Raw genomic sequence first — 24,239 nt, forward strand, 5'->3', positions numbered from 1 at the left:
TTCACAGTTGGCGCCGGCGCCGCCAGCCCGGCAGCGCCAGCGCGGCGATGGTGACGACGGGCGGCAGCATGACCAGCAGCTGCGGCGGCACATCGAATGCCCCAAGACGCGTCGCCAGCACGCCGGCAGCGCCGAACAGCAAGGCGGCGCCGCACACGCCGCCCAGGCTGCGCCGGCCCACGAACACGGCCGCCAGCGCCAGGAAGCCGCGCCCGGCCGTCATGTCGGCTTGGAACAGAGTCAGGACGCCCATGCTCAAATACACCCCGCCCAGCCCCGCCAGCACGCCGCTGCCGAGCAGCGCCAGGTAATGCATGCGCCGCACCGGGATCCCGGCCGCGTGCGCGGCGTCCGGATTCTCGCCGATCGCGCGCAGCCAGGCGCCAGGCTGGGTATGCGCCAGGAACAGCCACATGCACAATGCCAGCAGCGGCGCGCCCAGCACCAGCACGTGATGACCGCGCCCGTCTTCCCCACCAAGCAGGAGTTCGAGCGGGGCCCAGTCCTGAATCGGACCTAGCCGGACCGACGGCAATGCCGGCGTGGCGAAGCTTGCGGTGGAGCCCTTGTCGCCCGCTAGCTCGGCCAGCAGAAACACGGTCAGCCCGGCTGCGAGCAGGTTCAATGCGATACCGGCCACGATCAGGTCGGCGCGGCACTCCAGGTGCAGAACCGCCAGCAGCCCGGCCAGCAGCAGCGCCGCGAGCACGGCGGCGCCGGCGCCCCACCAGGGCAGCAGCGCCGGAGCGAGCCCGGGCGGCGCGAAGATGGTGGCGATCACTCCGGTGAACGCCGCCACCAGCATCAGGCCCTCGAGCGCAACGTTGATCTTGCCGCCCAGTTCCGACAACAGCCCACCCAGCGCGGCGTACAGGATTGGGGTCGCGGCGCGTAGCAGCGCCAGCAATGCAATCGCGGCCACGCCCATCCAATCATTGATGTCTGCACTCATGCGGCCCTCCTGCGCAGCAGGCGTTTCACACCGGCCAGCCACGGCCAGCGCTCAGCCATCACCAGCACAATTACCAGCGCCTGCAGCACTAGCACGATCTCGCGCGCCACATCGGCGTCACGTTCCATGGCCTGGCCGCCGGCGCGCAGCCACGCGTAGAAGAAGGCGGCGCCCAGGATGGCGCGCGGCTCGTGCCGCGCCAGCAGGGCCACCAGCAAGCCCTCGAATCCCAGGCCCGGCGCCAGGTCGACCGGCAACCGCTTGAGCAGCGCGTGGCTGACGTGGAATCCCGCCATGCCGGCCAAAGCGCCACCGAGCGCCATCGAGGTCACCATCGCGCGACCGACGGGCATGCCGGACTGGCGCGCAAAGGCCGGCGCGGCGCCCAGCACCCGGATCTCGTAGCCCAGCGTGGTGCGCCTCAGCAGCAGCACCACCGCCGCCACCGCCAGCGGTGCGGCCAGCAGCATCACGCTCAGGCCGGTGTGCGCGATCAAGGGATCGAAGGCGGCGCCGTCCGGCAGAAACGGCGTGGCCGGGAAACCGGCCCCGGGGTCGCGCAGCCAGCGGCTGACCGCTAGCCGGTAGAACTCGATGGCGATCAGGTTCAGCATCAGGCTGACCACCATCTCGTTGGCGCCGCAACGCCACTTCAATACACCGGTGGCGCCGCCCCACAGGCCGCCGGCCGCCATCGCGGCGCAGGCGCCAAGGGGCAAGGCCATCCAGTCGGGTCCCGGCCAGGCCAGGCCGAGAGCGACGCCGGCCAGCGCGCCCAGAAATAGCTGGCCATCGGCGCCAAGTGCGAACTGGCGCGCGCGGAACGGTATCAGCACCGCCAACCCGAGCAGGGTCAGGTTGACTGTGTCTTCCAGCACGGTGGCGAACCGCACCAGCCGGTGCCAGTGCCACCCGCCGTCCGCGCCCTGGCGCAGTTCGGGCAAGGGACCAGTGAGCAGGATCAGCCAGGCGCGAAGCGGCTGCTCGCTCACGCAGGCAATCAGGGCAAGGGCCGCCGCCAATGCGATGCCGACGGCTGCCGCGGTGCGCCGGGCGCCGGGCGGCAGCACCACATGCAGTAACCGTTGGCCGAACGCCGTCATGCCACCTCCTGCACCGTAGCGGCGAATGGCGAGTCGAAGCAGGCCGCCGCATTCGGCTGACGCCGGGCGCCGGCCATGTAGGCGCCAAGCAGCTTCGCCTCCAGTCGGGGCCCGGTGAAGTGTCCGACGATTGCGCCGCGGTACAGCACCGCCACCCGGCTCGATAGTTCCAGGATCTCGTCCAGGTCGGCCGAGATCAGCACGATCCCGGCGCCGGCATCGCGCAAGTGCAGCAATCGGTCGCGCAGCGCGTGCGCGGCGCCGATGTCGACGCCGCGGGTCGGCTGACAGGCGATGAGCACGCGCGGGCCGGCCGCCAACACGCGCGCCAGCACCAGTTTCTGCATATTGCCGCCCGACAGGGCACCGATCGGTTGCGCCGGGCCCTGCGCCGCCACGCCGTAGTCGGCGATCATGGCGCGCGCCAGTTGCGTCACATGTTCGCGCCGCAGCCACCCGTGGCACGACAGCGAAGGCCGGCGGTAGACCGAGGCGATGACGTTATCGGCGATGCTCAAGGTCGGCGCGACGCCGTCGTGCAGCCGGTCTTCCGGCACCATCGCCACCTCGCCCTGAAGCGGAGGCAAGACTGCGAGCGCACGCGCCAGCAAGCCCTGGCCATTGCCCTCCACGCCCGCGATGCCGAGGATCTCGCCGGCTGCGACGTCGAGGCTGACGTGGTCGAGGCACTCCGCGGCGCCGGTCGGGCGCACCAGATCACGCGCGCGCAACAGGACTTCACCGCGCTGTGGTGGCGGGGTGTTGCTGGATGCGCGCGACGCCGGCGCCATCACCCGGCCGACGATCTGCTCGGCCAGCCCGGCCGCGCTGGCGTCGACGGAACGCCCACCGGCCACGACACGGCCGCCGCGCAGCACGGTGTAGCGGTCCGCCACCTCCAGCACATCGGCGATCTTGTGCGTGACCAGCAGCACGCTCACGCCCTCCCCGGCCAACGCCCGCAGCGCACGATACATCGCAGCCGCCTCGTCGGGGCCGAGCACGGCGCCCGGTTCGTCCAGCAGCAACAGATCGGCGCCGCGGTACAGCGCCTTGAGGATGCCGACCCGCTGCTGCTCGCCCAGCGTCAAGGTGGCGGCCCGTGCGGCGGGATCGACGTCCAGTCCAAAGCGCCGCGCCAGATCGGCCACCGCCCGCTCGGTCGCGCTTCCGCGCAACCATCCCCAGCGGTTCGGCTCAGCACCGAGCACCACGTTGCGCGCCACCGAGAACGACGGCACCAGCTGCACGTGCTGAGGCACCAGGCCGATGCCGGCCTCGATCGCATCGCGCGGCGTGGCGAAGCCGGCTGGCCGGCCGTCGAGCATGATCGTGCCCGCACTCGGCCGCTCCAGCCCGTAGAGCATCTTGATCAAGGTCGACTTGCCGGCGCCGTTCTCGCCGATCAGGGCGTGGATCTCGCCGCGCCCCAAGCGCAGGTCGATGCCTTCGTTGGCCAGCACGCCGTTCGGATAGCGCTTGCCGATGCCGCGCAGCTCGAGCCGCAATGGAGGGGCGTTCATGGACCGCCTTTCGTATCGAATGCGCTCGGCACCTTGATGCGCCCGGCGACGATCGCGGCCTGCTGGCGCGCCAGGTCGGCCGCCAGCGCGGGCGCCAGCCGGTCCATCACGTACGAGCGCGGCGCCAGCCGCACCCCGCCCTCGCGCAGACCAAGCGATTCGGCCTGCCCGTACGGCAACCCGCCCTCCAGCGCCAGGCGCAGCGCGCGCACCAGGCCGACGTCGACTTGCTTCATGACCGAGGTGACGATGGCGGCGGCGCGTGCCGGATGGCGCTCGCGGTACAGCGCGGCTTGATCCAGGTCGACGCCGATCGCATGGCGCCCCGCCTCCTCGGCTGCTTCGTTGACGCCCTGCCCGCTGGCGCCCGCCGCATGGAACACCAGGCTGGCGCCACGCGCGTACTGCAGGCGCGCGATCTCCTTCCCGGCCGCCGGGTCGGAAAAGGCGTTCGCATACTGGACCTGCATGGCAATGCCCGGCACGGCAGCCTGGGCGCCGGCCTGGAAGCCAAGCAGGAAATCCTCGATCACCGGCAGCTGCATGCCGCCCACGGCGCCCAGTCCGCCGCCCGGGAGGGCTTCGGGCAGGCCTGGGGCGCCATCCTGCGCCAGGCGCGCCGCCAGGTAGCCGGCCAGGTAGGCGCCTTCGTTCTGGCGGAACCGCATCGAGTACACGTTGCGGCAGGCGCAGCGCGCATAATCGACCTGGGCATCGAACACGATGAAGCGCAGCGCAGGATAGCGCCGCGCCAGGTCGTCGATCGCCGGCGCCATGGTGAAGGTGCCGGCCACGATGACGTCATAGTCGCCGCTGTCGGCCAGGTCGGCGAGCGCCGCCTGCCAGCGCGTGGGGTCGACCCCGCCTTCCACCACGCGCGCATGCAGGGGCAGCGTCTGCGCGGCCTGGCGCAGGCCACGCGCTGCGGCATCGAAGAACGACTTGTCGCCAAGGGTGCCGTTGATGAACAGGACCGCGCGCAGCCTTGCATCGCCGCCGGCCGGCTGGCCAAGGCGGTGCGCCAGCGCGTTCAGGCCGTACAGACATGCGACCAGCAGCATCAGCCGCAACAGCCCCTGCGCCAGTGCCGTCAGCCAGGCCGAACGCGTGTCCTGTTCCATCTCCGGCCGCCCTTCAGAAGCGCCCGCGCAGGGACATGAACAACGCGCGCGGACTGCCCAGGAAGTAGCGGCCCGAGGTCAAGGGGTTGGAAGTGGTCAGCTCCATGCCCAGGCCTCCCAGGTAGCGCTTGTCGAACAGGTTATCGACGTTGACCGACAGCTCGGCGTCGCGCAGCCAGGCCAGCCCCAGTTGCGGACGATAGCGCGCCGACAGTCCCACCAGCGTGTAGGCCGGCATGTACTCGCGCGGATAGAATGCCGGTCCGCCGTTGTTCAGGGTGTTGCGCACCTCGCCATAGGTGCCGGCCGCTTCGCCGGTGTATTTGGCGTTGACCGCCAGGCGCCAGCTCGCGCTTGGCTTGAATACCGCTTCCACGAAGGCGCTGTTCCTGGCGGCGCCCAGTACCGGGTCGCCGGCGCGGATGCCTTCGAACGGGGTGTCGTCGGCATATTTGGCGCGGTTATGGGCATAGTTGGCGTACAGCTCGTAACGCGGACCGGCCAGGCGTCCGCTCAGCTCCACGCCACGCGAGGTGATCCCGCCCTGGTTGATGAAGCTGGTGGTGGCGTCACGTTCGAAAATGTCGCCGTTCGGATTGCCGTTCTGGGTGGAGATACGGTCGCGGAAATCGATGTCGTAGGCGGTAATGGCGAAGCCCGCACCGTCGCGCTGCCAACGCAGGCCAATGTCCTTGTTCACGGAAGTCTCCGGTTCGATGCCCTTCCTGGCGTCGATCGCCGCCGTCCCCTCGAACACCGAATCGGGGATTGCGCTGAAGTTCTTCGAACCACTGGCAAACACTTCCAGCTCGTCGCTGATCCGGTACAGGGCCGCCAGCTTCGGCAACACGCCCGAGGACACTTCCAGGGAGCGCTCGCCGGCGAATTCGACCGCCGAGTTGTACGAGGCGCGGAAGCGCTGGTAGGTGGCGCCGACGTCGAGTTCGAGGCGTCCGTCCAGCAAGGTCATCTTGTCCTGCACATAGGCCATTGCCGTGTTCTGGGTGTAGTGCCGGTCTTGCGTGATCGAGTACAGGTCGTTCTCGTCATAGGCGGAACTGACGGTTGGATCGCTGGCGCCGAACCAGTTGCGGATCTTCTTGCGGCGGGTATGCTCGTACCAGCCCCCTACGCGCAGGCGGTGTCCGTCCGCGATGGTGTACGACACTTCGCCCAGCGCGCCGCGGCGGTTGATGCTGTTGTCGCTGCGGCGGGTAGTCGCTTCGCGCTCGCCCCAGGTATCCAGTGAATTCATCGCGTAGTTGGCTGCCACAGGGCAGCCGGCCGCGCGTAGCGACGCGGCCGTCACACCGGCCGGCAAGGTGCCCGCTGCGACCGGGACCAGGGCGCCATTGGCGTCGCGCCGGTACTGGTTGGCATAGCATTCCTGGACCGTGGCGGTCGGACGGCCGCCCGGCGCCACAGCGCCGAACACCTTGCCGTTGGCGGGCAGCGCGCGGTACGGCACATAGAACCAGCCGTTGCCTTCCTGGGTATGAATGTAGGGTTTGAGCACGAGCTTACCGTTACCGCCGAAGCGCTGGGTCCAGTCGATGTGCGCCAGGATATCCTTGCTGTTGATACCGCGCGTGCTGCGGTTGTTCTGGTCGATGGCGGGGTTGCCGGTCCAGCGGTCGAGCAAGCCATCGCTGTCCGGATCGATCTCGAACACTGCCTTATAGCCGGTGCCGACCACCGAGCGCAGGGCCACGGCGTCGTAGTCGTTGTCAGCGAAGTCGTTGTAGCTGACCGTGGCGCGCAGGCTGGAGCCGGCGCCGAGGTCGTGCAGCACGCGGACGCTGGCATTGCGGCGATGGTTGGCGCCGGACTCCTCGCCCGGCCAGGTATTCACGCTCGATTGCGACAGGCTGACATAGGCGCTGGTTCCGAAGGCCGACTTGCCGGTCTCGATGCGTGCGTAGCCGCGCTTGTAGCCGTAGTTGCCGCCGGTGAGTTCGATTTCGGCGCCGGCTTCCTTGCTCGGGTCACGGGTCTGGAAGTTGATGTAGCCGCCCAGCGCCTGGTCCGACGGCGTGCCGAGGTCGCCCGCGGTCTGGCTGGCGTCGATGCGCACCAGGTTGGCGCTGTCGAGCAGGCGGGTTGGCATGGTGCCGCCGTTCGACAGCGTCGAGCCATTCGGCACGCCGTCCACCGAGATGCCGATCTGCTCCTTGTTCAGGCCACGCATGCCCAGGCGCATCGAGAACGATCCGGTGAGCGCATCGCTGGAACTGACCTGCAGGCCCGGCACCCGCGTCAGCAGCTTGAGCGGATCGAGGCCGGCCGGCTGCGCCTGGATGGTCTCGACGTCGATCACGCTGTTGGCGCGCGTCTCTCCCTTGCCCAGCAACTTGCCGGTTACCTCCACCACGGTGGACGGGGCTTGTGGCTGCACCGGTGCATTCGCCTCTTGCGCCACCACGTCGCCATGCCACTGCAGCAGCGCGAGCGAGACCGCTGCCGATAAACCTAGATGCTTGTACACGATATTTTCCTTGTTCTGGATGATCAAATCGGCCGTCAGGCCGCGCACCGCTCTCCGGACTACTCATCGTTATTTTGGCGAGAGAATACACTGGTACGTACCACTACTCAACAAAAATTTGCCTATTTGGCACACCGGGTATTACAACTAGAATTCCATACAACATCTGAGATAAAAAATTGCGATCGGCCCCTGAAGGTCATTACAGCGTCATAATTGGTACGGACCTTTTTAGCTGAAATATGGGCGGCGCAAGCACGCCGTGCTAGGATGATGGGCTGGACGGAGACACGACAATGGCAAACACATCAGACGACAAGCGACGCGCGGGCGATGGCCCGCTATACCGCCAACTGGCCGCGACCTTGCAGCAGGAAATCGAGCAAGGGCGCTATGCGGCTAACGCACCCTTGCCGGCCGAGCGCGAACTGGCGGCGTCGTTCGACGTCAGCCGCGACACGGTGCGCAAGGCGATCCGCCTGCTCGAGGAGCAAGGTGTGCTCTACAGCGACCACGGACGCGGCACCTTCGCCGCGCCGGAAAGCGTGCGCCAGATGTCGCGCTTTCTGGACAGCTTCACCGACGACGCGCTCAAGCGCGGCGGCGTGCCCGGCCAACGCATACTCGGCCTGGAACCAGTGGCCGCCGACATGGCCATCGCCAGCCTCCTGCAGATCGAAGCGGGAACGCCGCTGCTGCGGCTGCGCCGTCTGCGCTTGCTGAACGGCGCCCGGGTCGGCCTGCAGGATTCGTGGCTGAATCTGCCGGCCGGACAGACGATCGGCCGCCAGCAACTGGAAGCCAAGGGGTCGCTGTACCGCCTGCTGGTCGAGGACCTGGCGCTGCATCCGTCCGAATGCCTGGAAAGCCTGAGCGCCGTCGCCGCTACCGAGTACGACGTTGAACTGTTGGGCGTGGATGCCGGCAGTCCGTTGCTGGCGTGCGAGCGCATCACCTTGTCGGACCGGCGCCAGCCGATCGAATACTGCGAGATGCGCTACGTGCCGAGCTATCGCTACAAGACCCGCATCAACAAGTGGAGCCTGGGATAAAGCTGTCCGCCAGGCCGTGAGCCTTGAGCCGTTCGCTCTTCTCTGAACTGGACACGACTCACAGTGCATGCAGTTCACGGAAAGCGTACATATCCCGGAGACTGCAAAAATGCACGGCTGGGATCGCGATAGTGCCAATCCGCGCTGCCAGCTGCCTGATCCAGTGCTCGGTTGCCGATTTCAACGCCTGCGCTTCGTGCTCGGAAAGCAGCTGGTGGATATATCCGTACGTTAGGTGATATTTGTACTGATCATGATTACGATCACGGATGCCGGTGAATTCCGACAGGGCATCGCGCAGCGCCGCCAGGCGCCGGGCCGTGGCATCGTTGGCCGGCAGCAGCGGTATGTGGGGGGCGCCGTCGGTCATCAGCGACGGTTTGCCGAAAGCAAACTCGAAGCGCGTGTTGACCAGACGCGGTCGCGCCTGTAATCGGCGCAACCAGAGTTGCGTGACGGCGTCGATCGACAGATCGGCCGGCACGTCACGCGGCCAGCGCGCCCTGCCCTTGTCTTCCTCATTCAAGCCACCAAACACGGTCACATGATAGCTGTTGGGCGGCGTCAATGCGATTTTGGATGCAAACGCATGCGCGGGGAATTCACGGTAGATGTCGAGCAGGCCATCGAACATCTCGTAATCGGCCCCTTGCTGGGCAACGTGCCCGACAAAGGTATTGCCGGCGAAGCGCTTGACCGTGCCGTTGGCATTGAATTTGCGGCCTACCTCGCGTGGCGTCGCGGCGCTCGTTGCCGCCGCAGAGAAACCGGGAACGGCAGCCGCCAGCGCACCGGCAGAAAGGAAGTTGCGTCGGGATATCATATTCATCGAGCTATGCAGGAAAAGGTTTAACAAAAGAAATGAAGAGGAATACAGATCGGTCATCCGTTCGTTAGCGTCGCGAATGACCGGGCCAGCGTTAAAGTTTGTAGTTGAGCCCCAGCATGACTGACGGCGCCAGCTTCCATGCCGACTGCTGGTATTCCTGGTTCCAGCCGTACTTGTATTGCATGTCCTGTCCGGTGGCGTTGATCACGTCGAGCGACACAGTCAGCTTCTTCGACAGGTCATAGCCCAGCTGGAAGTCGACATTGTTGGTAGGCTGCTGGTAACGGTTGGCGTAGAAATTCGCTGCCGTATAGTTGGGATAGCGATCGTCCCACAGGCGTCCCACATGGTTCCACGCCAGTCGCGCATGAACCCGGTCCAGCTCGTAGTACAGGGTCAGGTTCCACATCTGGCGCGGCTGCTGCGGCATTGCCGACAAGGTGTGCGATGCAGTCTGGGCGCCGTTTTGCAGCGTCACCGGATAATGCGCCTTGGTGAAAGTCGCATTCGCGCTCACGCCGAAGCCCTTCAGTGCCGGCGCGATGAAGTCGAGGTCCTTGGTCAAACCGAACTCCAGCCCCGACAGCGAAACCTTGTCCGCCGCATTGCGCGGCTGGCTCACCAGCACCGCGGTCGGGGCGCCATTGATGTCCATCGTGCGGTTTTCGCCCCAGGTGAAGATCTCGTCGCGGATCTCCTTGTGGAACAACGCCACCGACACTATGCCCTTGCCACCGTCCAGGTACCAGTCGTGTCCCAGGTCGAGGTTGTTGGCGCGGCGCGGCTTGAGCGCGGTGTTACCCATCGTCAGTGTCGGATTGACGCCGGACGACAGCATACCGCCCGTGGTGGCCAGCTGGTCCCAGCGCGGTCGGCCCAGGGTCTGCGACAAGCCGACCCGCAGCTTGCTGCTGTCTCCCGTGTTATAGACGCCCAGCAGCGACGGCAGCCATTTGCGATAGCTGTGTTCGCTACTCACTGGCGACCATGCATTGCTGGCCTGGCTCCATCCGCTCATGCGGTCGCGCGTATGCTCCAGCCGCACCCCACCGGCAATCATCCAGTCGTCGCGCTTGTACCTGGCCTGCAGGTAGCCGGCGCCGACGCGCTCCTCGACGCCATACGTGGCGCCGTACTGCGCGGCGGTGTTCACCACGGTCGCTCCCGCCGCCACATGCTGCTGCAGCATGGCGTCGACACGGGTCGGGTCGATCAGCAGCATGCTGCCGTTGCAGTTCAAGCCGCACAGGCTGCCGCCCGCCGCCACATCGGCCAGGGTGAACGGCTTGTTGTTGAGGTTGATGCTGGTGAAGGCTGAGCCGGTGTCGGTGCGCACCGCGCGCAGGCCGAACGCCAGGCCGACGCCACGCGCCTCTTCGCCCATATTGCGCTTGAGGTTCCACTGCAGGTCGTGCACCTTCGACCGGTAGTTCTGCTCGGTTTCCTGGTGGGTCGTGAAGCCGTACAGTGCGGGGTTGGCGGCATTCGCCGGGCTCACCGGTGTGAATACTGGGGCCCCGGCCCCGCTCCAGTCGTAGCCGAAGGCCATGTTCGACTGGGTGTAGTTGTCGAACATTTGCGGGTTGTCGACGCGCGCGCGCGAGCTGCTGGCGCGCAGGTCAGTCTTCCAGTCGCGGTCGATCCGGACGTCGATTGCGCCGTTGATGCCGCCCAGCGAGCGCTCCCAGCGCAGGCGTCCGAGCTGGATCAGCTGGTTGACCGAACTCAGGGTGCCGCCGCTCGCTGTCTGGTTCGCGACCGTCGAGGTGGTGTTCACCGAGGCATTTTGCGTATGGCGGTCGGCATCCTCGCGCTGCTTGAAATAGAAGGCGCTCACATGCCCGCTGACGTCGTCCGAAGGACGCCAGTCCAGGCGCGCGGTCAGGCCGCGCCGCTGGCGCAAGTCGTCGTAGTTATACCAGAGACGTTGGGTCGGCACGGCGAAGCCTGTGCCCGAATACGGCGTGGCACTGCGCGTGCCGTTGGCGTTGTACCAGTTCATGCTGCCGCCGCTCTCGGTCTGCGGCACGTTGATACGCCGGGTCCAGTAGCTCGCGCTGGCCAGGAAGGCGAATTCGTCATTGGCGCCAAAGCGCTTGGCCCACTTGCCCGACGCCTCGCCGGTCGGGGTGGTGCCGCCGTGCTCGTCACTCATGAAGTTGCGGCCGGCCTTGCGCTGGCGGTCAGGGTGTTGTCGGGCAGGCTGAAGCCGCTTGCGGTCAGCAAGTTGACCACGCCGCCGATCGCGCCGCCATCGGACTCGGGCATGAAACTCTTGGTGACGTCGATGCGGCTAGCGAAGTTCGACGGCAGCATTTCCATCAACTGCTGGCGACTGCCAACGTCGCCGCTGGCCAGCGCGAAACCATCGATCTGCACCGTGTTGTAGTTGCCGTTCAGGCCGCGCAAGATGACGTAACGCGGCTCGCCCTGGTACAGCAGCACATTGACGCCGGTGACGCGCTTGAGCGCATCGCCGACGTTGAAGTCGGGAAGTTTACCGACCTGGTCGGCGGCAACCGTGTCGAGCACCAGATCAGAGTCCTGTTTGGCGCCAATGCTACGCAGGTTGGTCGAGCGCATGCCGGTGACATTCACCGTGACCGGCTCGTCGACTACCTGCACATCCTGCGCCGCGTTTGCAAGCGAGGCGAGCACGCTGCTGATCGCCAGCGCCATGACCGACAGTCCGGCGTAGCGACGAGCACTTGGTTTCATCATCATTTTTATCCTCAGGTTGATAGCGGTTCGACCGCGCAAAGAGCAAGCAGGCCGCGGTTGCGTTTGAATTAGAACGTTCTAATTTTTCCATCAATGTCTTTGGATTCGGTTTTCGTGACGTGCTGCCGCTTCAGCATCTACATGAATTAGAACGTTCCAATAGTCGGGTAGCGTAGCGCCCGATTTTTACAGGAACATGACCAGCATGATTTTTTTCAGAAACTGTCCGGATCGGACAGTCATCGGGTAAGCTGCTCGGTTTTACGACATAAGTCCAAGAGAGCGCCATGCCAGGATGGACCCGAGCCGATGACCGATAGGACCAAGCGCGTGACGATCCGTGACGTGGCCGAACTGGCCGGCGTCAGTTTTCAGACCGTCTCACTGGTGCTGAACCACCCAGAGAAGGTCGCGGAAAAAACACTGGCCCACGTGCGCGAAGTGATTAACGCGCTTGATTTCGTCCCCAGCATGGCGGCGCGTTCGATGCGCCAGATCCGGACCCGCACGCTGGCCTGCATCTTCTTCGGCGAACGCGCCTCTTACGACAACCGCTCGTTCCAGATCCAGGACACCTACTGGAACAATGTGCTGCAGATGCTGAGCCGGGCAGCCGACGCTAACGACTATGCCCTGCTGCAGCGCCACCAGGGCGGCCAGGATGCGCGCGCACTGGCCGAGGTGCGCCAGCTATTCCTGGCCGGCCGTATCGACGGCATCGTCGCAGTAGTCGAGCAGACCGCCAATCCGGTGCTGCTGGCGCTGCAGCACGAGGGCTTTCCACTGATCGTGTTCGGCACGCGCGACCCCGCGCTGCCCTATGTGGCGCAGACCAATGGGGCAGCCACCGAAGAGGTGGTCGAGCACCTGCACCGCGCCGGACGGCGCCGCATCGCCTTCATCTCGGGCGAACGCGACGGGCACGTAAACGAGGATGTCAGCGAGCGGCTGCACGGATACCGCAGCGCCATGGCCAGGCTCGGGCTGACGGTCGATGAGCGCTGGCTGCTCGCCGGCGACTGGTCGCTGGCCAGCGGACACCGGATCGCGCAACAGCTGTGCGCCGGCGAGGACGGGCCGGATGCGCTGATATTCGCCAGCGACCGGATGGCGCTGGGCGCGCTCAAAGGGTTGCACGACATCGGCCGCCAAGTGCCGCACGATGTCGGCGTGGTCGGCTTCGACAACATGCAGTACGACGACTATAGCATTCCGCCGCTGACCAGCGTCCATTCGCCGGTGCTGGAAATGGCCGCCACCGCAGTCCATACCCTGATCGACCGCATCGAACAGCGCGCCATCGACCCGCTGCCTCAACACACGTTCGAGACCCGGCTGGTGCTGCGCGAAAGCAGTGCTGCTCCGCCCCCTCCAGAGAAGCGCGCGCCCCCCCAGTGCCAGCCGCAAGGAGCGCCATCATCGCGCAAGCGCCGCCAGGACTAGACCCGCTGTGGGTCGCCTACGGCGTCGGCCACTTCGGCAAGAGCCTAATGTGGCACGGCAGCGAACTGCTGTTCGCGTTCTACCTCACCGAAGTGTGCGGTATGAGCCCGGCGCGCATGGGCTTCGTTCTGGCTGTGGCGCTGCTGGCCAGCGCGGTGATGGACGTATGGGTTGGTCATGTGCTGCGCACCCGCACGCGCTCGGTGCGCGCCGCAGCCGGCGTGCAGTTGCTGGGCGCTTGCGGCGCCGGCTTCGCCTTCGGCCTGTTCCTGGCCATCGAACTGCTTTCCGGCGCCCGCCACGTGGTCCTGGCGCTGGTGATCGGACTGGCGTTTCGGCTGACGTACGCTTTCTATGACGTACCCCAGAACGCCGTCCTTGGCCTAGCGTCCGGCGGCGACCAGTTGCGCGCCGGCCTGGCCTCGCTGCGCTTCATCTGCTCAGGCCTGGCCGCCTTGACGATCGCGGCGGCCGCTGCAGTGCTGCTGGCCGACGGACGCCGGCCCGAATGGTTCGCCATCCTCGGGGCGGCTGTGGGCCTGCTGGCGGTCGCCAGCTCGCTGGTATTCCTGTGGGTAGCGCACAGGCACAGCGGCGCCGCGCAGGCTGTCGCGCTTGCCCCGGCGGCACGCGGCGTAACGTCGATGCGTGGCTACGGCAGGGTCGGCCTGCTGCTTGGCCTGGGCTTCGTCATCAGCGCTGCAAACGTCGTCTTCATGAAACTGGAACCTTATTTCGCGGCCTACCTGATGCAGACTACGGTATCGCGCAGCGCAGTTCTGGTCGCCATTGCCTGCGGCGGCATCGCAAGCCAGCCGTTCGCCTACTGGTGCGCGGCGCGCTGGCAGATGATGAACGCGTTCAGGCTGTGCGCCCTGGTCGCCATCGCCGGCGCGGCTGGCTTCATGACGCTCGGCACATATGGCTTTGCATGGGCATCCGGGACCGGATTCCTGGTCGGCTTTGGCCTGAGTGGCCTGGCGATGCTGCTCTGGACCGCCGTTGCCAACCTGGCGGCAGCCACTGGTGCGCCGTCGGCGCTAGCGCCGACCATGGCGTTCGGCCTGCTGACGTTCAGCCAGAAAACGGCGTCGGCGCTGGGCACGCTGGCCATTGGCTCGGTGCTGGGCATGTACACGGCAGATCCGGCCCGCGCCGCGCCGTTCGACCCACTCGTACTGGCCATGGGTTTGACCCCGCTCGGGGGAGCGCTGATCTGCATGGTGCTTGCCGCAGGGCTGCAAACACCGCGCTTGGTCAAGACCAGGGCGGTCCAGGTTCTGGTGTAGCCTGCCTACCCCAGCCACCAGCGTGATTGTGGCCTGTGCGACCCGGGCATGCACCTGCACCACCGTTCCAGCTTCGGAAGCCGGGCGTGGTGGGGTGACGTCGTGGCGCTGAAATGCCCGCGACGGCCTTATTTGCCGGGTTTAAGGACGACCTTGGTCCAGCCGTCGGCACGCTTGTTTAACTGCTGATAGGCTGTCGGCGCTTCGTTGAGCGCCAGTTCGTGTGAAATGATCTGCGATGGCTTGCCCTTGCCGGCGTGGATCAACTTGGACAGGCAGCGGTTGTAGTGTTTGACGTTGGCCTGGCCGGTACCGATTTTCTGGCCCTTGAACCAAAAATTCCCGAAGTCGAAGGCCGGCTTGCCTTCCTTGGCCAGTGCGTCCTGCGCGCCCGGATCCTGTGGTAGGAACACGCCGACCATGCCGATTCCGCCGGTCGCCTTGACCGCTTGGACCAGGTTGTTCATCGTGAGATTCGGCACTTCCTCGCCATGCTTATCGCAGCACTGGTAACCGACGCATTCGCAGCCGCAATCGGCGCCCTTGCCATTGGTCAGGTCGAGAATCCGCTTGGCGCCGTCGCCTTCGGTGTCGTCGATCCCGATCGCGCCCATTTTCTCGGCCAGCGCAAGGTGATCCTTGTGGGTATCGAGCACGAATACCTGGCTCGCTACCTTGATGAAGGCGGACATGGTTGCCGTCAGGCCGACCGGACCGGCGCCATAGATGACGACGGATTCGCCTGCCTTCAGGCCAGCCAGTTCGGTCGCATGGTAGCCAGTCGGGAAAATGTCCGACAGCATGACGTAGTCGTTTTCTTTTTCCTTGGACAGTTCCGCTATTTCACGGCCGGCGATCTGACCAGCTACACCCACAATAGCGCCCTGCTTTGGCAAGACGTGCTGGGCCCGGCGGCGCGCTCGGCGGGGCCGGTATCGGTGGCCACGGCGGACCACCACGGCATGTTCGACGGCTTAAACCCCGAGGTCGTACGCGCCCTCAGGCCGCGGGCCTGGGTAATCCCGTCGTGGCACATCGCGCATCCCGACATGCTGCAGCTGGAACGCATGTTCAGCGAGCGACTGTACCCGGGGCCACGTGCAGTATTCGCCACCACCGTGATGCGCGAAAACCTGCTGGCCAACGGTCGCCTGACGCGCAAATTGCACAGACACGACGGCCATGTAGTGGTACGCGTAGCGCCGGCTGGCGAACGCTTCTACGTGGCGATGAGCGACAATGGCGCCGAAGACGACAAGATCAAGCTGGTGACTGAACAATTCATGGCCTGAGAAAAACACCGGAGGATAGGAGCGCTTGTCATGCAGGCGAAATATCGCGCAGCTAGGATGCGGGGTGTCTCTCTTGTGTTTCAACCGAAACTTACGTTATCCGTCTGCCTTACGGCTGACGGATTTTTTTTGCCGCAGCCGCTGCAAACTTGTGCATGCTTTTGGTCAATGCCCGATTCAACCGTACCTACGTTCCACAAACGCGCTGGGGTGGTACATGGCAGACGGGAGCACGAAACGTTCCCGTGTTCACGTGACATTGTCATCAAACCGAAATAAAACACGGTTAGGTTTACCGTGAGTATCAGCCTTTCGGTAAGCGCGCACAGCAAGCGTGACGATCTTTCCCGGAGGCATGCAAGAGGTGGCAACCGCGGCAACCGTAACTGACAACTCCAGCATTTACGTAAATCAAGGAAATATCATGTCCATCCAGCATGTTGAACGCCGCGTCCCTCAGGGACCTGTCGCCGGCGGTACGGAACACCTGGCGCAAGTGATCAGGGAAGGTCTGCTCATGCAGCATTCGACCGGGACGGTCAGCGCGATCGAGTTCCTGAAATCGAATGCGGTCAACAGTATTATCATCCAGCGCGTGCTGTCGGGCAGCACACTTCGCATCGACGACAATCATGCCTTGTTGGGACAACCGGCCGCTTTCGACACTTGAAGGCTCGGACGAAAGCTTTACATAAACAGCCGGCGTGCGGCGACATGGGCGGCGCGCGGTCTCTTGGACGAAGACATGGTGTTACGAGGGACGCATGATAGAGCGGCAACCGCACCTAGGCTGCGCACCAGACGGTGCGTAACGCCAGGCGCTACACCGAGATCTGCTCGCACTGCGCGAGGAAATCGTCGCACAGGCGGCATACACGCAGCACTTGATTGATCAGACCCATCTTCAGCATCGTGACAACGCGCGCAATCTACTGCATTACCTGGCGCTGCGCCGGCGTGACTCGCGTCCGCTGCAGCAGCGACTCGCCGACCCCGGCCTGTCGTCGCTTGGCGGTGCCGAAGCACACGTGCTGGCGTCGCTCGACGCGGTGCTTGCGATGCTGGCCGCTCCACAGGAGAAACAGCGGCCACAGCGGAGCCAGCCATGCATATTGGCTTTGCCGCAGGGCGCTTGCGGCTGGTGCAACATACCGAACGGATGCTGGGCCCCGCACCGCATGGACGTGATGTCAGAATCATGGCCACCATGCCGGCCGCTGCGGCGGACGACCCGAACGTCATTGCCGACCCTTTGGCGCAGGGAACGGACTGTATCCGCATCAACTGCGCCCACGACGATGCCGGCACCTGGCTGCGCATCATTACGCACCTTCACAGCGCCGAGCGCGCGCTGGGTAGCTCATGCCGGATCGCGATGGACCTCGGCGGCCCCAAACTGCGCACGGGGCCGATCGAAGATGGACCGTGCGTGCTGCGCGTGCGCCCCTCTCGCGACGCCTATGGCCGCGTCACAGCGCCAGCGCGCGTCTGGCTAGCGGCCGAAGGGCGGCCCGCGCCCTGTCCTGCCGACGCCAGTCTGACGGTCCCCGCGGCATGGCTGTCCCGCATCGACAGGGGCGACCAGATCACCATCAGCGATGCACGCGACTCCAGCCGCAGTTGGAAGGTGGTGGAAGCAGACAACAACGGGTGCTGGGCCGAAGCCGACAAGACCACCTACCTGACGTCGGACACCCTGCTGCACCACCGTTCCGGCAGAAGCAAGGGAGCCGGCAAGGCGGCGCGCATCGGCGCGTTGCCTGCGAAAGCTGGCCTGATCCGCCTCCACATGGGGGATCAACTGATCCTGACCCGCGATGGCGCGCCGGGCTGTCCCGCCATTGTCGGGGCCGACGGAAAGGTAAGGAGCCCAGCCACCATCGGCTGCACCCTGCCTGAAGTATTCGACGACGTACTCACCGGTCAGGCAATCTGGTTCGACGATGGAAAAATCGGCGGCGTCATGCGGCGCGTCGAACACAGCCGGGTGCATGTCGACATCACACACGCTCGCCCCGGCGGCGAGAAGCTGCGCGCAGACAAGGGCATCAATCTGCCGGACAGCGCGCTGAGGCTGGACGCCCTGACCGCAAAGGACATGCAGGACCTCGAATTCGTTGCCGAGCATGCCGACATCGTCGAGCTGTCGTTCGCCAATGAGGCGCGCGACGTCGCCATGCTGCTGCAGGAACTCCTGCGCCTGGGCGGCAGGCAGCCGGCGATCGTGCTGAAGATCGAAACCCGGCGCGGTTTCGAAAACCTGCCAGATATGCTGCTGACGGCCATGCGCTGGCCGTCGTGCGGCGTCATGATCGCGCGAGGCGACCTGGCGGTGGAATGCGGCTTCGAACGGCTGGCCGAGCTCAAGGAAGAGATCTTGTGGATCTGCGAAGCGGCGCATATTCCGGCGATCTGGGCCACGCAGGTGCTCGATACGCTGGCGCGCACGGGACGACCATCGCGCGCCGAGATCACCGACGCGGCGACGAGCGATCGGGCCGAATGTGTGATGCTCAATAAGGAGCCGCATGTGCTCGATGCGCTGAAGACGCTGGACGATATCCTGCGCCGGATGCAGGCGCATCACAGCAAGAAGCAGCCAATGCTCAGGCAGCTCAAGCTGGCGCACGGCCTCGCGGATGATCCTCACTCGGCGCCGATCGAACTTCCCCATCTGCGCGCAGAACGCGATAGTAGCGGGCAGCACGATTTGCGTGTTGAGTAGATACCGCCAGTGGAGGACCGCCCACGCGTCTTACTACCATGTCTAACTTCAAATCATCTACAGCGGCCTGCTAGGCCGTTAGTGACGAATGAAACTGCCGGGCAACCGATGGCAAATATAATTTGATGAAATCGAATGCTAAGAAACGAAACGGGCCTCAAATGAGGCCCGTTTCGTTTAATATTTGGAGGCGAGGATCGGAGTCGAACCGACCTAGACGGCTTTGCAGGCCGCTGCATAACCGCTTTGCTACCTCGCCAGAGGATATAGTGCGCTTATTGACGAGAGCGGTTATGTCCCGCATCAACAAGGGAAGAGAAATCTTCCTGAATTCTGGAGCGGGAGAAGAGTCTCGAACTCTCGACCTCAACCTTGGCAAGGTTGCGCTCTACCAACTGAGCTACTCCCGCTTAGGAGTGTTACCACTTTTTTGCAAAACCTGGAGCGGGAGAAGAGTCTCGAACTCTCGACCTCAACCTTGGCAAGGTTGCGCTCTACCAACTGAGCTACTCCCGCATGGAGCCTTACAATGTACTACCGCTTGCTGTGCCCCAGTCCGAAGACTGGAGCGGGAGAAGAGTCTCGAACTCTCGACCTCAACCTTGGCAAGGTTGCGCTCTACCAACTGAGCTACTCCCGCGTACAGAACAACGATTATGACAGAACTTTGACGTTTTTCCAAGATCGCTTTACAGCTTTGCAATCTTTGGAGCGGGAGAAGAGTCTCGAACTCTCGACCTCAACCTTGGCAAGGTTGCGCTCTACCAACTGAGCTACTCCCGCTTCGTCTTTCATTCTGTTGCGTTGTTGTCGCAACAGGCAGGCATTATAGAGATTCTATTCTGTACGTCAAGGATGCCACGAAACAAATTAAAACGCCCCGCCTTTCTCTTTGATCAAGGGCCAGGCGCGGCGCAGATAATAGAACATCGACCACACCGTCAGCACGCCCGCCACCCACAACAGGTACTCGCCCCAGAAGTGGATATCGATGCCGAACAGGCGGTCATGGAACAGCAGCATCGGGATTGCCGTCATCTGGGCCGCGGTCTTGACCTTGCCGAGCGAGCTGACCGCCACCGAGCGCGTGGCGCCGATCTGGGCCATCCACTCGCGCAACGCCGAGATGGTGATCTCACGGCCGATGATGATGCCGGCGACGATGGCGTCCACGCGGTCGAGCTGGACCAGCACCAGCAGCGCGCCAGCCACCATCAGCTTGTCGGCGACCGGGTCCAGGAAAGCGCCGAAGGCCGAGGTTTCGTTCCAGCGGCGGGCCAGGAAACCGTCGAACCAGTCGGTGATGGCGGCGATGATGAAGACGGCCGTCGCCGCGAGATTGCGCTCCGGGAGCGTCATCCAGTCAGTAGGCAGGTAGAACAATCCGACGACAAGGGGAATGAGCGCGACGCGTAACCAGGTCAGGAGAATCGGTATATTGAAGGGCATGAGAGAGCTGATTACCGTGGAAAATGCTTGGCCGTTAGTCTACATGGGTATGGGGGTTTGGGCCAGTTGACTCATCTGCATGCGGCGCGATGGCGTTGAAGCCTCAACGGTCGGCGGGCGGTTCGGGTTGACCGCGTGGAAATATGATGCAGCGCGGGTGGTTCGCATGAAGGCTGACCGCGGGGACGGCGAGCGTCCGCGCCACCATAGATCGAACGTCAGCGGGGATGGGCGCCCCTTCCACGCGTCCAACCAGCCTCAGTGCAACTGCCGGTAGATCTCTTCCGCCAGCGCGCTCGAGATCCCCTCGACCGTCATCAAGTCTTCCACACTGGCGTCGATCACCCCACGCAGCCCGCCGAAGCGGGCCAGCAGGCGCTGGCGGCGCTTGGCGCCGATGCCTTCGATCTCTTCCAGGCGCGACGCCTGGCGCGCCTTGGCGCGCTTGGCGCGCATCCCGGTGATGGCGAAACGGTGCGCCTCGTCGCGGATCAGGGCCACCAGCATCAGCGCCGCCGATTCCTTGCCCAGCTCCTGGGCCGGCCGGCCGTCGGCGAAGATCAGGGTTTCCAGGCCCACGCGCCGCCCTTCGCCCTTGGCCACGCCGACGATCATCGAGATATCCAGCCCCAGCTCGGTAAACACCTGGCGCGCCATCTCGACCTGTCCCTTGCCGCCATCGACCAGCACGATGTCGGGCATCACGCCCTCGCCGCCCGCCACTTTCTCGTAGCGCCGCGTCAAGACCTGGCGCATGGCGGCGTAATCGTCGCCCGGCGTGATGCCGTTGATATTGAAGCGGCGGTACTCGCCGTTCTGCATCTGGTGATGGTGGAACACCACGCACGACGCCTGCGTCGCCTCGCCCGCCGTATGGCTGATGTCGAAGCATTCGATGCGCAAGGCCTCCAGGTCTTCGCTGTCGAGCTGCAGCGTGTCGGCCAGCGCGCGCGTGCGCGCCTGCTGCGAACCCTGCTCGGACAGCAGGCGCGCCAGCGCGATCTCGCCGCCCTTGCACGCCATCTCGAGCCACTGGCGGCGCTGGCCGCCCGGCTGCAGCACCAGGCTGATGCGATGGCCGCACTGCTCCTGCAAGGCCATGATCAGCTCGGGCTGGTCGAATTCGACGTTCAGGATCAGGGTGCCCGGGATGAACTGGCCGGCATAGTGCTGGGCCAGGAAGGCGCACAGCACCTCCACCTCGATCGGGCACTCGCCCAGCGACTCCCCCACATGGCTCGGGAAATAGGCGCGGTCGCCAAGGTGGCGTCCGCCCCGCACCATGGCCAGGTTGACGCAGGCGCGTCCGCCCTGCACCACCACGGCGATGACGTCGACGTCGGCGTCGCCCGTCGTCTCCATGCTCTGCGCATGCAGCACTTTCGACAGTGCCTGGATCTGGTTGCGCACCGAGGCGGCCTGCTCGAACTTGAGCTCCATCGCGTAGTCCTGCATCTTTTGCTCGAGGTCGGCCATGACTTCGCTCTGGCGCCCGCGCAGGAAGCGCGCCGCGTTCTCGACGTCGTGCTGGTACTCGTCGGGTGCGATCAGGTTGACGCACGGCGCGCTGCAGCGGCCGATCTGGTGCAGCAGGCAGGGCCGCGTGCGGTTGGCGTAGACGCTGTCCTCGCAGGTGCGCAGCATGAACACGCGCTGCAGCAGCTGGATCGATTCCTTGGCCGCCCAGGCGCTGGGGAAAGGACCGAAGTACTGGTTCTTCTTGTCCAGCGCGCCGCGGTAATACGCCATGCGCGGCGCCTCGCCGCCCGTGATCTTGATGTAAGGGTAAGACTTGTCGTCGCGAAACAGGATGTTGTAGCGCGGCTTGAGCGTCTTGATCAGGTTGTTTTCCAGGATCAGCGCTTCGGCCTCGCTGGAAACGACCGTCGTCTCCAGGCGCGCGATCTGCGACACCATCATCGCGATGCGCGGGCTCGACAGGTTCTTCTGGAAGTAGCTCGAGACGCGGTTCTTGAGGTTGCGCGCCTTGCCGACATAGAGCACGTTGTCGGCCGCATCGAAGTAGCGGTACACGCCGGGCAGGCCCGGCAGGCGGTTGACGACGGCCAGCACCTGCGCGCGGACGTCGGCGTCCACCTTCGGGCTGAGATCGCGGTTGGCTTCGGCGCGCATTTCCTCGCGCGCTTCCGACAGGCGCTCCCGGCCCAGCCGCGCCGCCAGTTCGGCAGTGAGTTCGACGGATGGAGTACCGCTTGCTGCGGGTTTTGCTTCGGACATTACTCTGCCAGTGATGATGTTGCCAACGGCGCCTGGGTCACGATCACGAAGGCGACGCCGTAGTCGGCCTCGTCGCTGATCGTCACCTGGGCGCTGAGCCGGTGCTCGCGCATGAAGTCGCCAAGGGCGCCGCTGCAGACGATGACCGGCTTGCCGCTCGGGTCATTGAGCATCTGGGCGGAGCGCCAGGTCATGGGCATGCGCATCCCCATGCCGATGGCTTTCGAGAACGCCTCCTTGGCCGAGAACCGGGTGGCCAGGAAGCGCAGGCCGCGCACCGCGTTCTTGGCGCTGCGGGCGTGGTATTTTTCCAGCTCTTGCGGGCCGAGGATCTTCTCGGCGAAGCGCGGTCCGCTGCGTGCGAGGGCCGCCTCGACACGCGAGATCTGGACGATGTCGGTGCCGATGCCGTAGATCATCTCAGGCCCCGGCTTTCGGCGCGTAGGAAACGCCCAGGCGCGCCGCGACCATGATCGCCTTCATCTCGCGCACCGCGTTCTCCCAGCCCGCGAACAGCGCGTGCGCCACGATCGCGTGGCCGATGTTCAGCTCGTGCAGGTCGGGAATCGCCGCGATCGGCTGGACGTTGGTGTAGTGCAGGCCGTGGCCGGCGTTGACCCGCAGGCCGCGCTTCGCGCCTTCGTGCACGCCCAGCCGGATGCGCTCGAGCTCGTGCGCGACCTCATTGCCTTCGGCCTCGGCATAGCGCCCCGTGTGGAGCTCGATCACGGTGGCGCCGACGCTTGCCGCCGCCTCGATCTGGCGCGCATCGGCGTCGATGAACAGCGAGACGCGGATACCCTCATCCTTGAGCTGCTTCACCGCCGCCTCGACCTCGTTGTAGTAGCGCACCACGTCGAGGCCGCCCTCGGTCGTGACTTCCTCGCGCCGCTCCGGCACCAGGCACACGTCCTGCGGCTTCACCTGGCAGGCGAAGTCGATCATCTCGCGGGTGACGGCCGCTTCGAGGTTCATGCGCGTCGTCAAGAGCGGGCGCAGGGCCAGGACGTCGGCATCCTTGATGTGGCGGCGGTCTTCGCGCAGGTGCAGCGTGATCAGGTCGGCGCCCGCCTGCTCGGCCAGCAGCGCGGCGCGCAGCGGGTCCGGGTAGCTCGTGCCGCGCGCATTGCGCACGGTGGCGATATGGTCGATGTTCACGCCCAGGTCGATCACCTGGCCGGCGGGTTGCAGGAAGCTCATAGTGTTCTTTTTACAGTTGCATCAAGTCGATCAAGATCTGGCGCGTATTGAGCGGCTGGCCGCCCAGGTGGTGCGCCAGCAGGAAGCGCATCAATTGCTTGCTCTGCGCCTGGGTCGCTGGATCAGTATAGTCTTCGTGCTCCATATCCAGCAGCGTCTTGCCCAAAACAACGGGCCAGACCTCACCCGGACCGGCCACGCGCGCGCCGCGCTCCGGATCGACGACATAGTCGCGGCCCGGCTCGACCCGCTCGCGGCTGCTCGTGCAGCGGCTCAGATCGGCTGCGACGCCCGTTTCCTTAAGTAAGGCTCTTTCGAATTTTCGCAAGACGATTTGCGCAGGTTCGCCGTGGGCAAGCTGGTTCAGGGTCGAGACGTAGTGGTCGAACAGGGCCGGATGGCGGTCGTCGCGCGCCAGCAGCTTTACCAGTAACTCGTTCAGGTAGAAGCCGCACAGCAGCGCCGTGCGCTCCAGCGGCAGCATGCCGCCCACCCACTCGGCATCGATCAGGGTGCGCAGCTCGGACTTGCCGCTCCACGACACCGATAGCGGCTGGAAGGTTTGCAGCACGCCGCGCAGCTTGGAAAACGGCCGCTTGGCGCCCTTCGCCACCACACCCACCCGGCCGTGGTCGCGGGTGAACATGTCGATGATGAGGCTGGTTTCCTTGTACGGATAGCTGTGCAGCACGAAGCCGGGCTGGCCGACGATGCGGCTGTCACGCGCCGGCGCGCGGGGACGCTTGCCGGTGGCTGGCGCGCCCTGCTCCGGCGCGTCGTCGATGAACTGGTCGTGGCTGGACATGCGCGCGGCTTG

The 24,239-nt window shown here is 65.1% G+C and carries 18 protein-coding genes, 5 tRNA genes and 2 pseudogenes; 6 read left to right on the forward strand and 19 right to left on the reverse strand.

Going from position 1 to position 24,239, the window contains the following annotated elements:
- Position 1: 1 nt before the first annotated feature.
- The 5 genes from AC56KW_RS15215 to AC56KW_RS15235 are packed head-to-tail and all read right to left on the reverse strand — an operon-like array spanning position 2 to position 7,184.
- A complete protein-coding gene (locus AC56KW_RS15215; RefSeq protein ID WP_497171523.1) occupies positions 2-952 on the reverse strand; it encodes an ABC transporter permease in 951 nt (316 codons plus the stop codon).
- The gene (locus AC56KW_RS15220) at positions 949-2,055 is read right to left on the reverse strand and encodes an ABC transporter permease (protein ID WP_497171524.1); all 1,107 of its coding nucleotides are present in this window, start codon (positions 2,053-2,055) and stop codon (positions 949-951) included. Before AC56KW_RS15220 ends, AC56KW_RS15215 begins: the two co-directional genes overlap by 4 nt.
- Positions 2,052-3,578: an ABC transporter ATP-binding protein gene (locus tag AC56KW_RS15225; RefSeq protein ID WP_497171525.1), complete on the reverse strand. Its 1,527-nt coding sequence runs from the start codon at positions 3,576-3,578 to the stop codon at positions 2,052-2,054. The genes AC56KW_RS15220 and AC56KW_RS15225 overlap by 4 nt, the downstream gene beginning before the upstream one ends.
- Positions 3,575-4,699, reverse strand: coding sequence for a BMP family ABC transporter substrate-binding protein (locus AC56KW_RS15230; RefSeq protein ID WP_497171526.1), 1,125 nt, complete (start codon positions 4,697-4,699; stop codon positions 3,575-3,577). Before AC56KW_RS15230 ends, AC56KW_RS15225 begins: the two co-directional genes overlap by 4 nt.
- A 13-nt stretch (positions 4,700-4,712) precedes the next feature.
- Positions 4,713-7,184 carry a TonB-dependent receptor gene (locus tag AC56KW_RS15235; RefSeq protein WP_497171527.1) on the reverse strand — a complete coding sequence of 824 codons (2,472 nt, stop codon included), beginning with the start codon at positions 7,182-7,184 and terminating at the stop codon, positions 4,713-4,715.
- 296 nt (positions 7,185-7,480) lie between these two features.
- Between AC56KW_RS15235 and AC56KW_RS15240 the strand changes: the two genes are divergently transcribed.
- Complete coding sequence (locus tag AC56KW_RS15240) at positions 7,481-8,236, forward strand: GntR family transcriptional regulator (RefSeq protein WP_497171528.1); 756 nt, start codon at positions 7,481-7,483, stop codon at positions 8,234-8,236.
- Positions 8,237-8,294: 58 nt separating this feature from the next.
- Here the strand turns inward: AC56KW_RS15240 and AC56KW_RS15245 are convergent, their stop codons facing one another.
- Genes AC56KW_RS15245 through AC56KW_RS15255 form a run of 3 tightly spaced genes read right to left on the reverse strand, consistent with a single transcriptional unit; the run spans position 8,295 to position 11,789 of the window.
- Positions 8,295-9,122 carry a DUF1868 domain-containing protein gene (locus tag AC56KW_RS15245; protein WP_497171529.1) on the reverse strand — a complete coding sequence of 276 codons (828 nt, stop codon included), beginning with the start codon at positions 9,120-9,122 and terminating at the stop codon, positions 8,295-8,297.
- A 34-nt stretch (positions 9,123-9,156) separates the two neighbouring features.
- Positions 9,157-11,220 carry a TonB-dependent receptor gene (locus AC56KW_RS15250; RefSeq protein WP_497171530.1) on the reverse strand — a complete coding sequence of 688 codons (2,064 nt, stop codon included), beginning with the start codon at positions 11,218-11,220 and terminating at the stop codon, positions 9,157-9,159.
- Positions 11,217-11,789 (reverse strand): TonB-dependent receptor plug domain-containing protein, encoded by a 573-nt coding sequence (locus tag AC56KW_RS15255; RefSeq protein WP_497171531.1) that lies wholly within the window; start codon positions 11,787-11,789, stop codon positions 11,217-11,219. The genes AC56KW_RS15250 and AC56KW_RS15255 overlap by 4 nt, the downstream gene beginning before the upstream one ends.
- A 306-nt stretch (positions 11,790-12,095) precedes the next feature.
- Between AC56KW_RS15255 and AC56KW_RS15260 the strand changes: the two genes are divergently transcribed.
- Together AC56KW_RS15260 and AC56KW_RS15265 are read left to right on the forward strand one after the other, a co-directional pair.
- Complete coding sequence (locus tag AC56KW_RS15260) at positions 12,096-13,229, forward strand: LacI family DNA-binding transcriptional regulator (RefSeq protein ID WP_497171532.1); 1,134 nt, start codon at positions 12,096-12,098, stop codon at positions 13,227-13,229.
- Positions 13,181-14,518 carry an MFS transporter gene (locus AC56KW_RS15265; protein WP_497171533.1) on the forward strand — a complete coding sequence of 446 codons (1,338 nt, stop codon included), beginning with the start codon at positions 13,181-13,183 and terminating at the stop codon, positions 14,516-14,518. Before AC56KW_RS15260 ends, AC56KW_RS15265 begins: the two co-directional genes overlap by 49 nt.
- Before the next feature lie 128 nt (positions 14,519-14,646).
- Here AC56KW_RS15265 and AC56KW_RS15270 read toward each other — a convergent pair.
- Positions 14,647-15,348 (reverse strand): annotated as a pseudogene (locus tag AC56KW_RS15270) (zinc-binding dehydrogenase); the annotation flags it as partial.
- Positions 15,349-15,480: 132 nt separating this feature from the next.
- Here AC56KW_RS15270 and AC56KW_RS15275 point away from each other — a divergent pair.
- From AC56KW_RS15275 to AC56KW_RS15285, 3 genes and pseudogenes are all read left to right on the forward strand, one after another.
- Complete coding sequence (locus AC56KW_RS15275) at positions 15,481-15,810, forward strand: hypothetical protein (RefSeq protein ID WP_497171534.1); 330 nt, start codon at positions 15,481-15,483, stop codon at positions 15,808-15,810.
- 424 nt (positions 15,811-16,234) lie between these two features.
- Entirely contained in the window at positions 16,235-16,480 is a 246-nt protein-coding gene (locus AC56KW_RS15280; RefSeq protein ID WP_497171535.1) for a hypothetical protein, read from the forward strand.
- Positions 16,481-16,897: 417 nt separating this feature from the next.
- Positions 16,898-18,535 (forward strand): annotated as a pseudogene (locus tag AC56KW_RS15285) (pyruvate kinase); the annotation flags it as partial.
- 185 nt (positions 18,536-18,720) lie between these two features.
- Here the strand turns inward: AC56KW_RS15285 and AC56KW_RS15290 are convergent.
- From AC56KW_RS15290 to recO, 10 genes are all read right to left on the reverse strand, one after another.
- A tRNA-Cys gene (locus AC56KW_RS15290) sits at positions 18,721-18,794 on the reverse strand.
- Positions 18,795-18,869: 75 nt separating this feature from the next.
- A tRNA-Gly gene (locus AC56KW_RS15295) sits at positions 18,870-18,945 on the reverse strand.
- A gap of 30 nt (positions 18,946-18,975) precedes the next feature.
- Positions 18,976-19,051, reverse strand: a tRNA-Gly gene (locus AC56KW_RS15300).
- Between the two features lie 48 nt (positions 19,052-19,099).
- Positions 19,100-19,175: transfer RNA gene (locus AC56KW_RS15305), tRNA-Gly, on the reverse strand.
- A gap of 67 nt (positions 19,176-19,242) precedes the next feature.
- Positions 19,243-19,318 (reverse strand) — tRNA-Gly (locus AC56KW_RS15310).
- A gap of 87 nt (positions 19,319-19,405) precedes the next feature.
- On the reverse strand, positions 19,406-19,984 hold the full coding sequence (pgsA, locus tag AC56KW_RS15315) for a CDP-diacylglycerol--glycerol-3-phosphate 3-phosphatidyltransferase (protein ID WP_497171536.1): 579 nt from the start codon (positions 19,982-19,984) through the stop codon (positions 19,406-19,408).
- A 258-nt stretch (positions 19,985-20,242) separates the two neighbouring features.
- Entirely contained in the window at positions 20,243-22,117 is a 1,875-nt protein-coding gene (gene uvrC / locus AC56KW_RS15320) for an excinuclease ABC subunit UvrC (protein WP_497171572.1), read from the reverse strand.
- Positions 22,118-22,221: 104 nt separating this feature from the next.
- The gene (acpS, locus tag AC56KW_RS15325; protein WP_497171537.1) at positions 22,222-22,641 is read right to left on the reverse strand and encodes a holo-ACP synthase; all 420 of its coding nucleotides are present in this window, start codon (positions 22,639-22,641) and stop codon (positions 22,222-22,224) included.
- 1 nt (position 22,642) lies between these two features.
- Positions 22,643-23,422, reverse strand: a complete 780-nt coding sequence (gene pdxJ, locus AC56KW_RS15330) for a pyridoxine 5'-phosphate synthase (protein ID WP_497171538.1) — start codon at positions 23,420-23,422, stop codon at positions 22,643-22,645.
- A gap of 10 nt (positions 23,423-23,432) precedes the next feature.
- Positions 23,433-24,227, reverse strand: coding sequence for a DNA repair protein RecO (gene recO, locus AC56KW_RS15335; RefSeq protein WP_497171539.1), 795 nt, complete (start codon positions 24,225-24,227; stop codon positions 23,433-23,435).
- Between the last annotated feature and the right edge of the window lie 12 nt (positions 24,228-24,239).

Source organism: Telluria sp. RT2P19 (genome assembly GCF_059685725.1).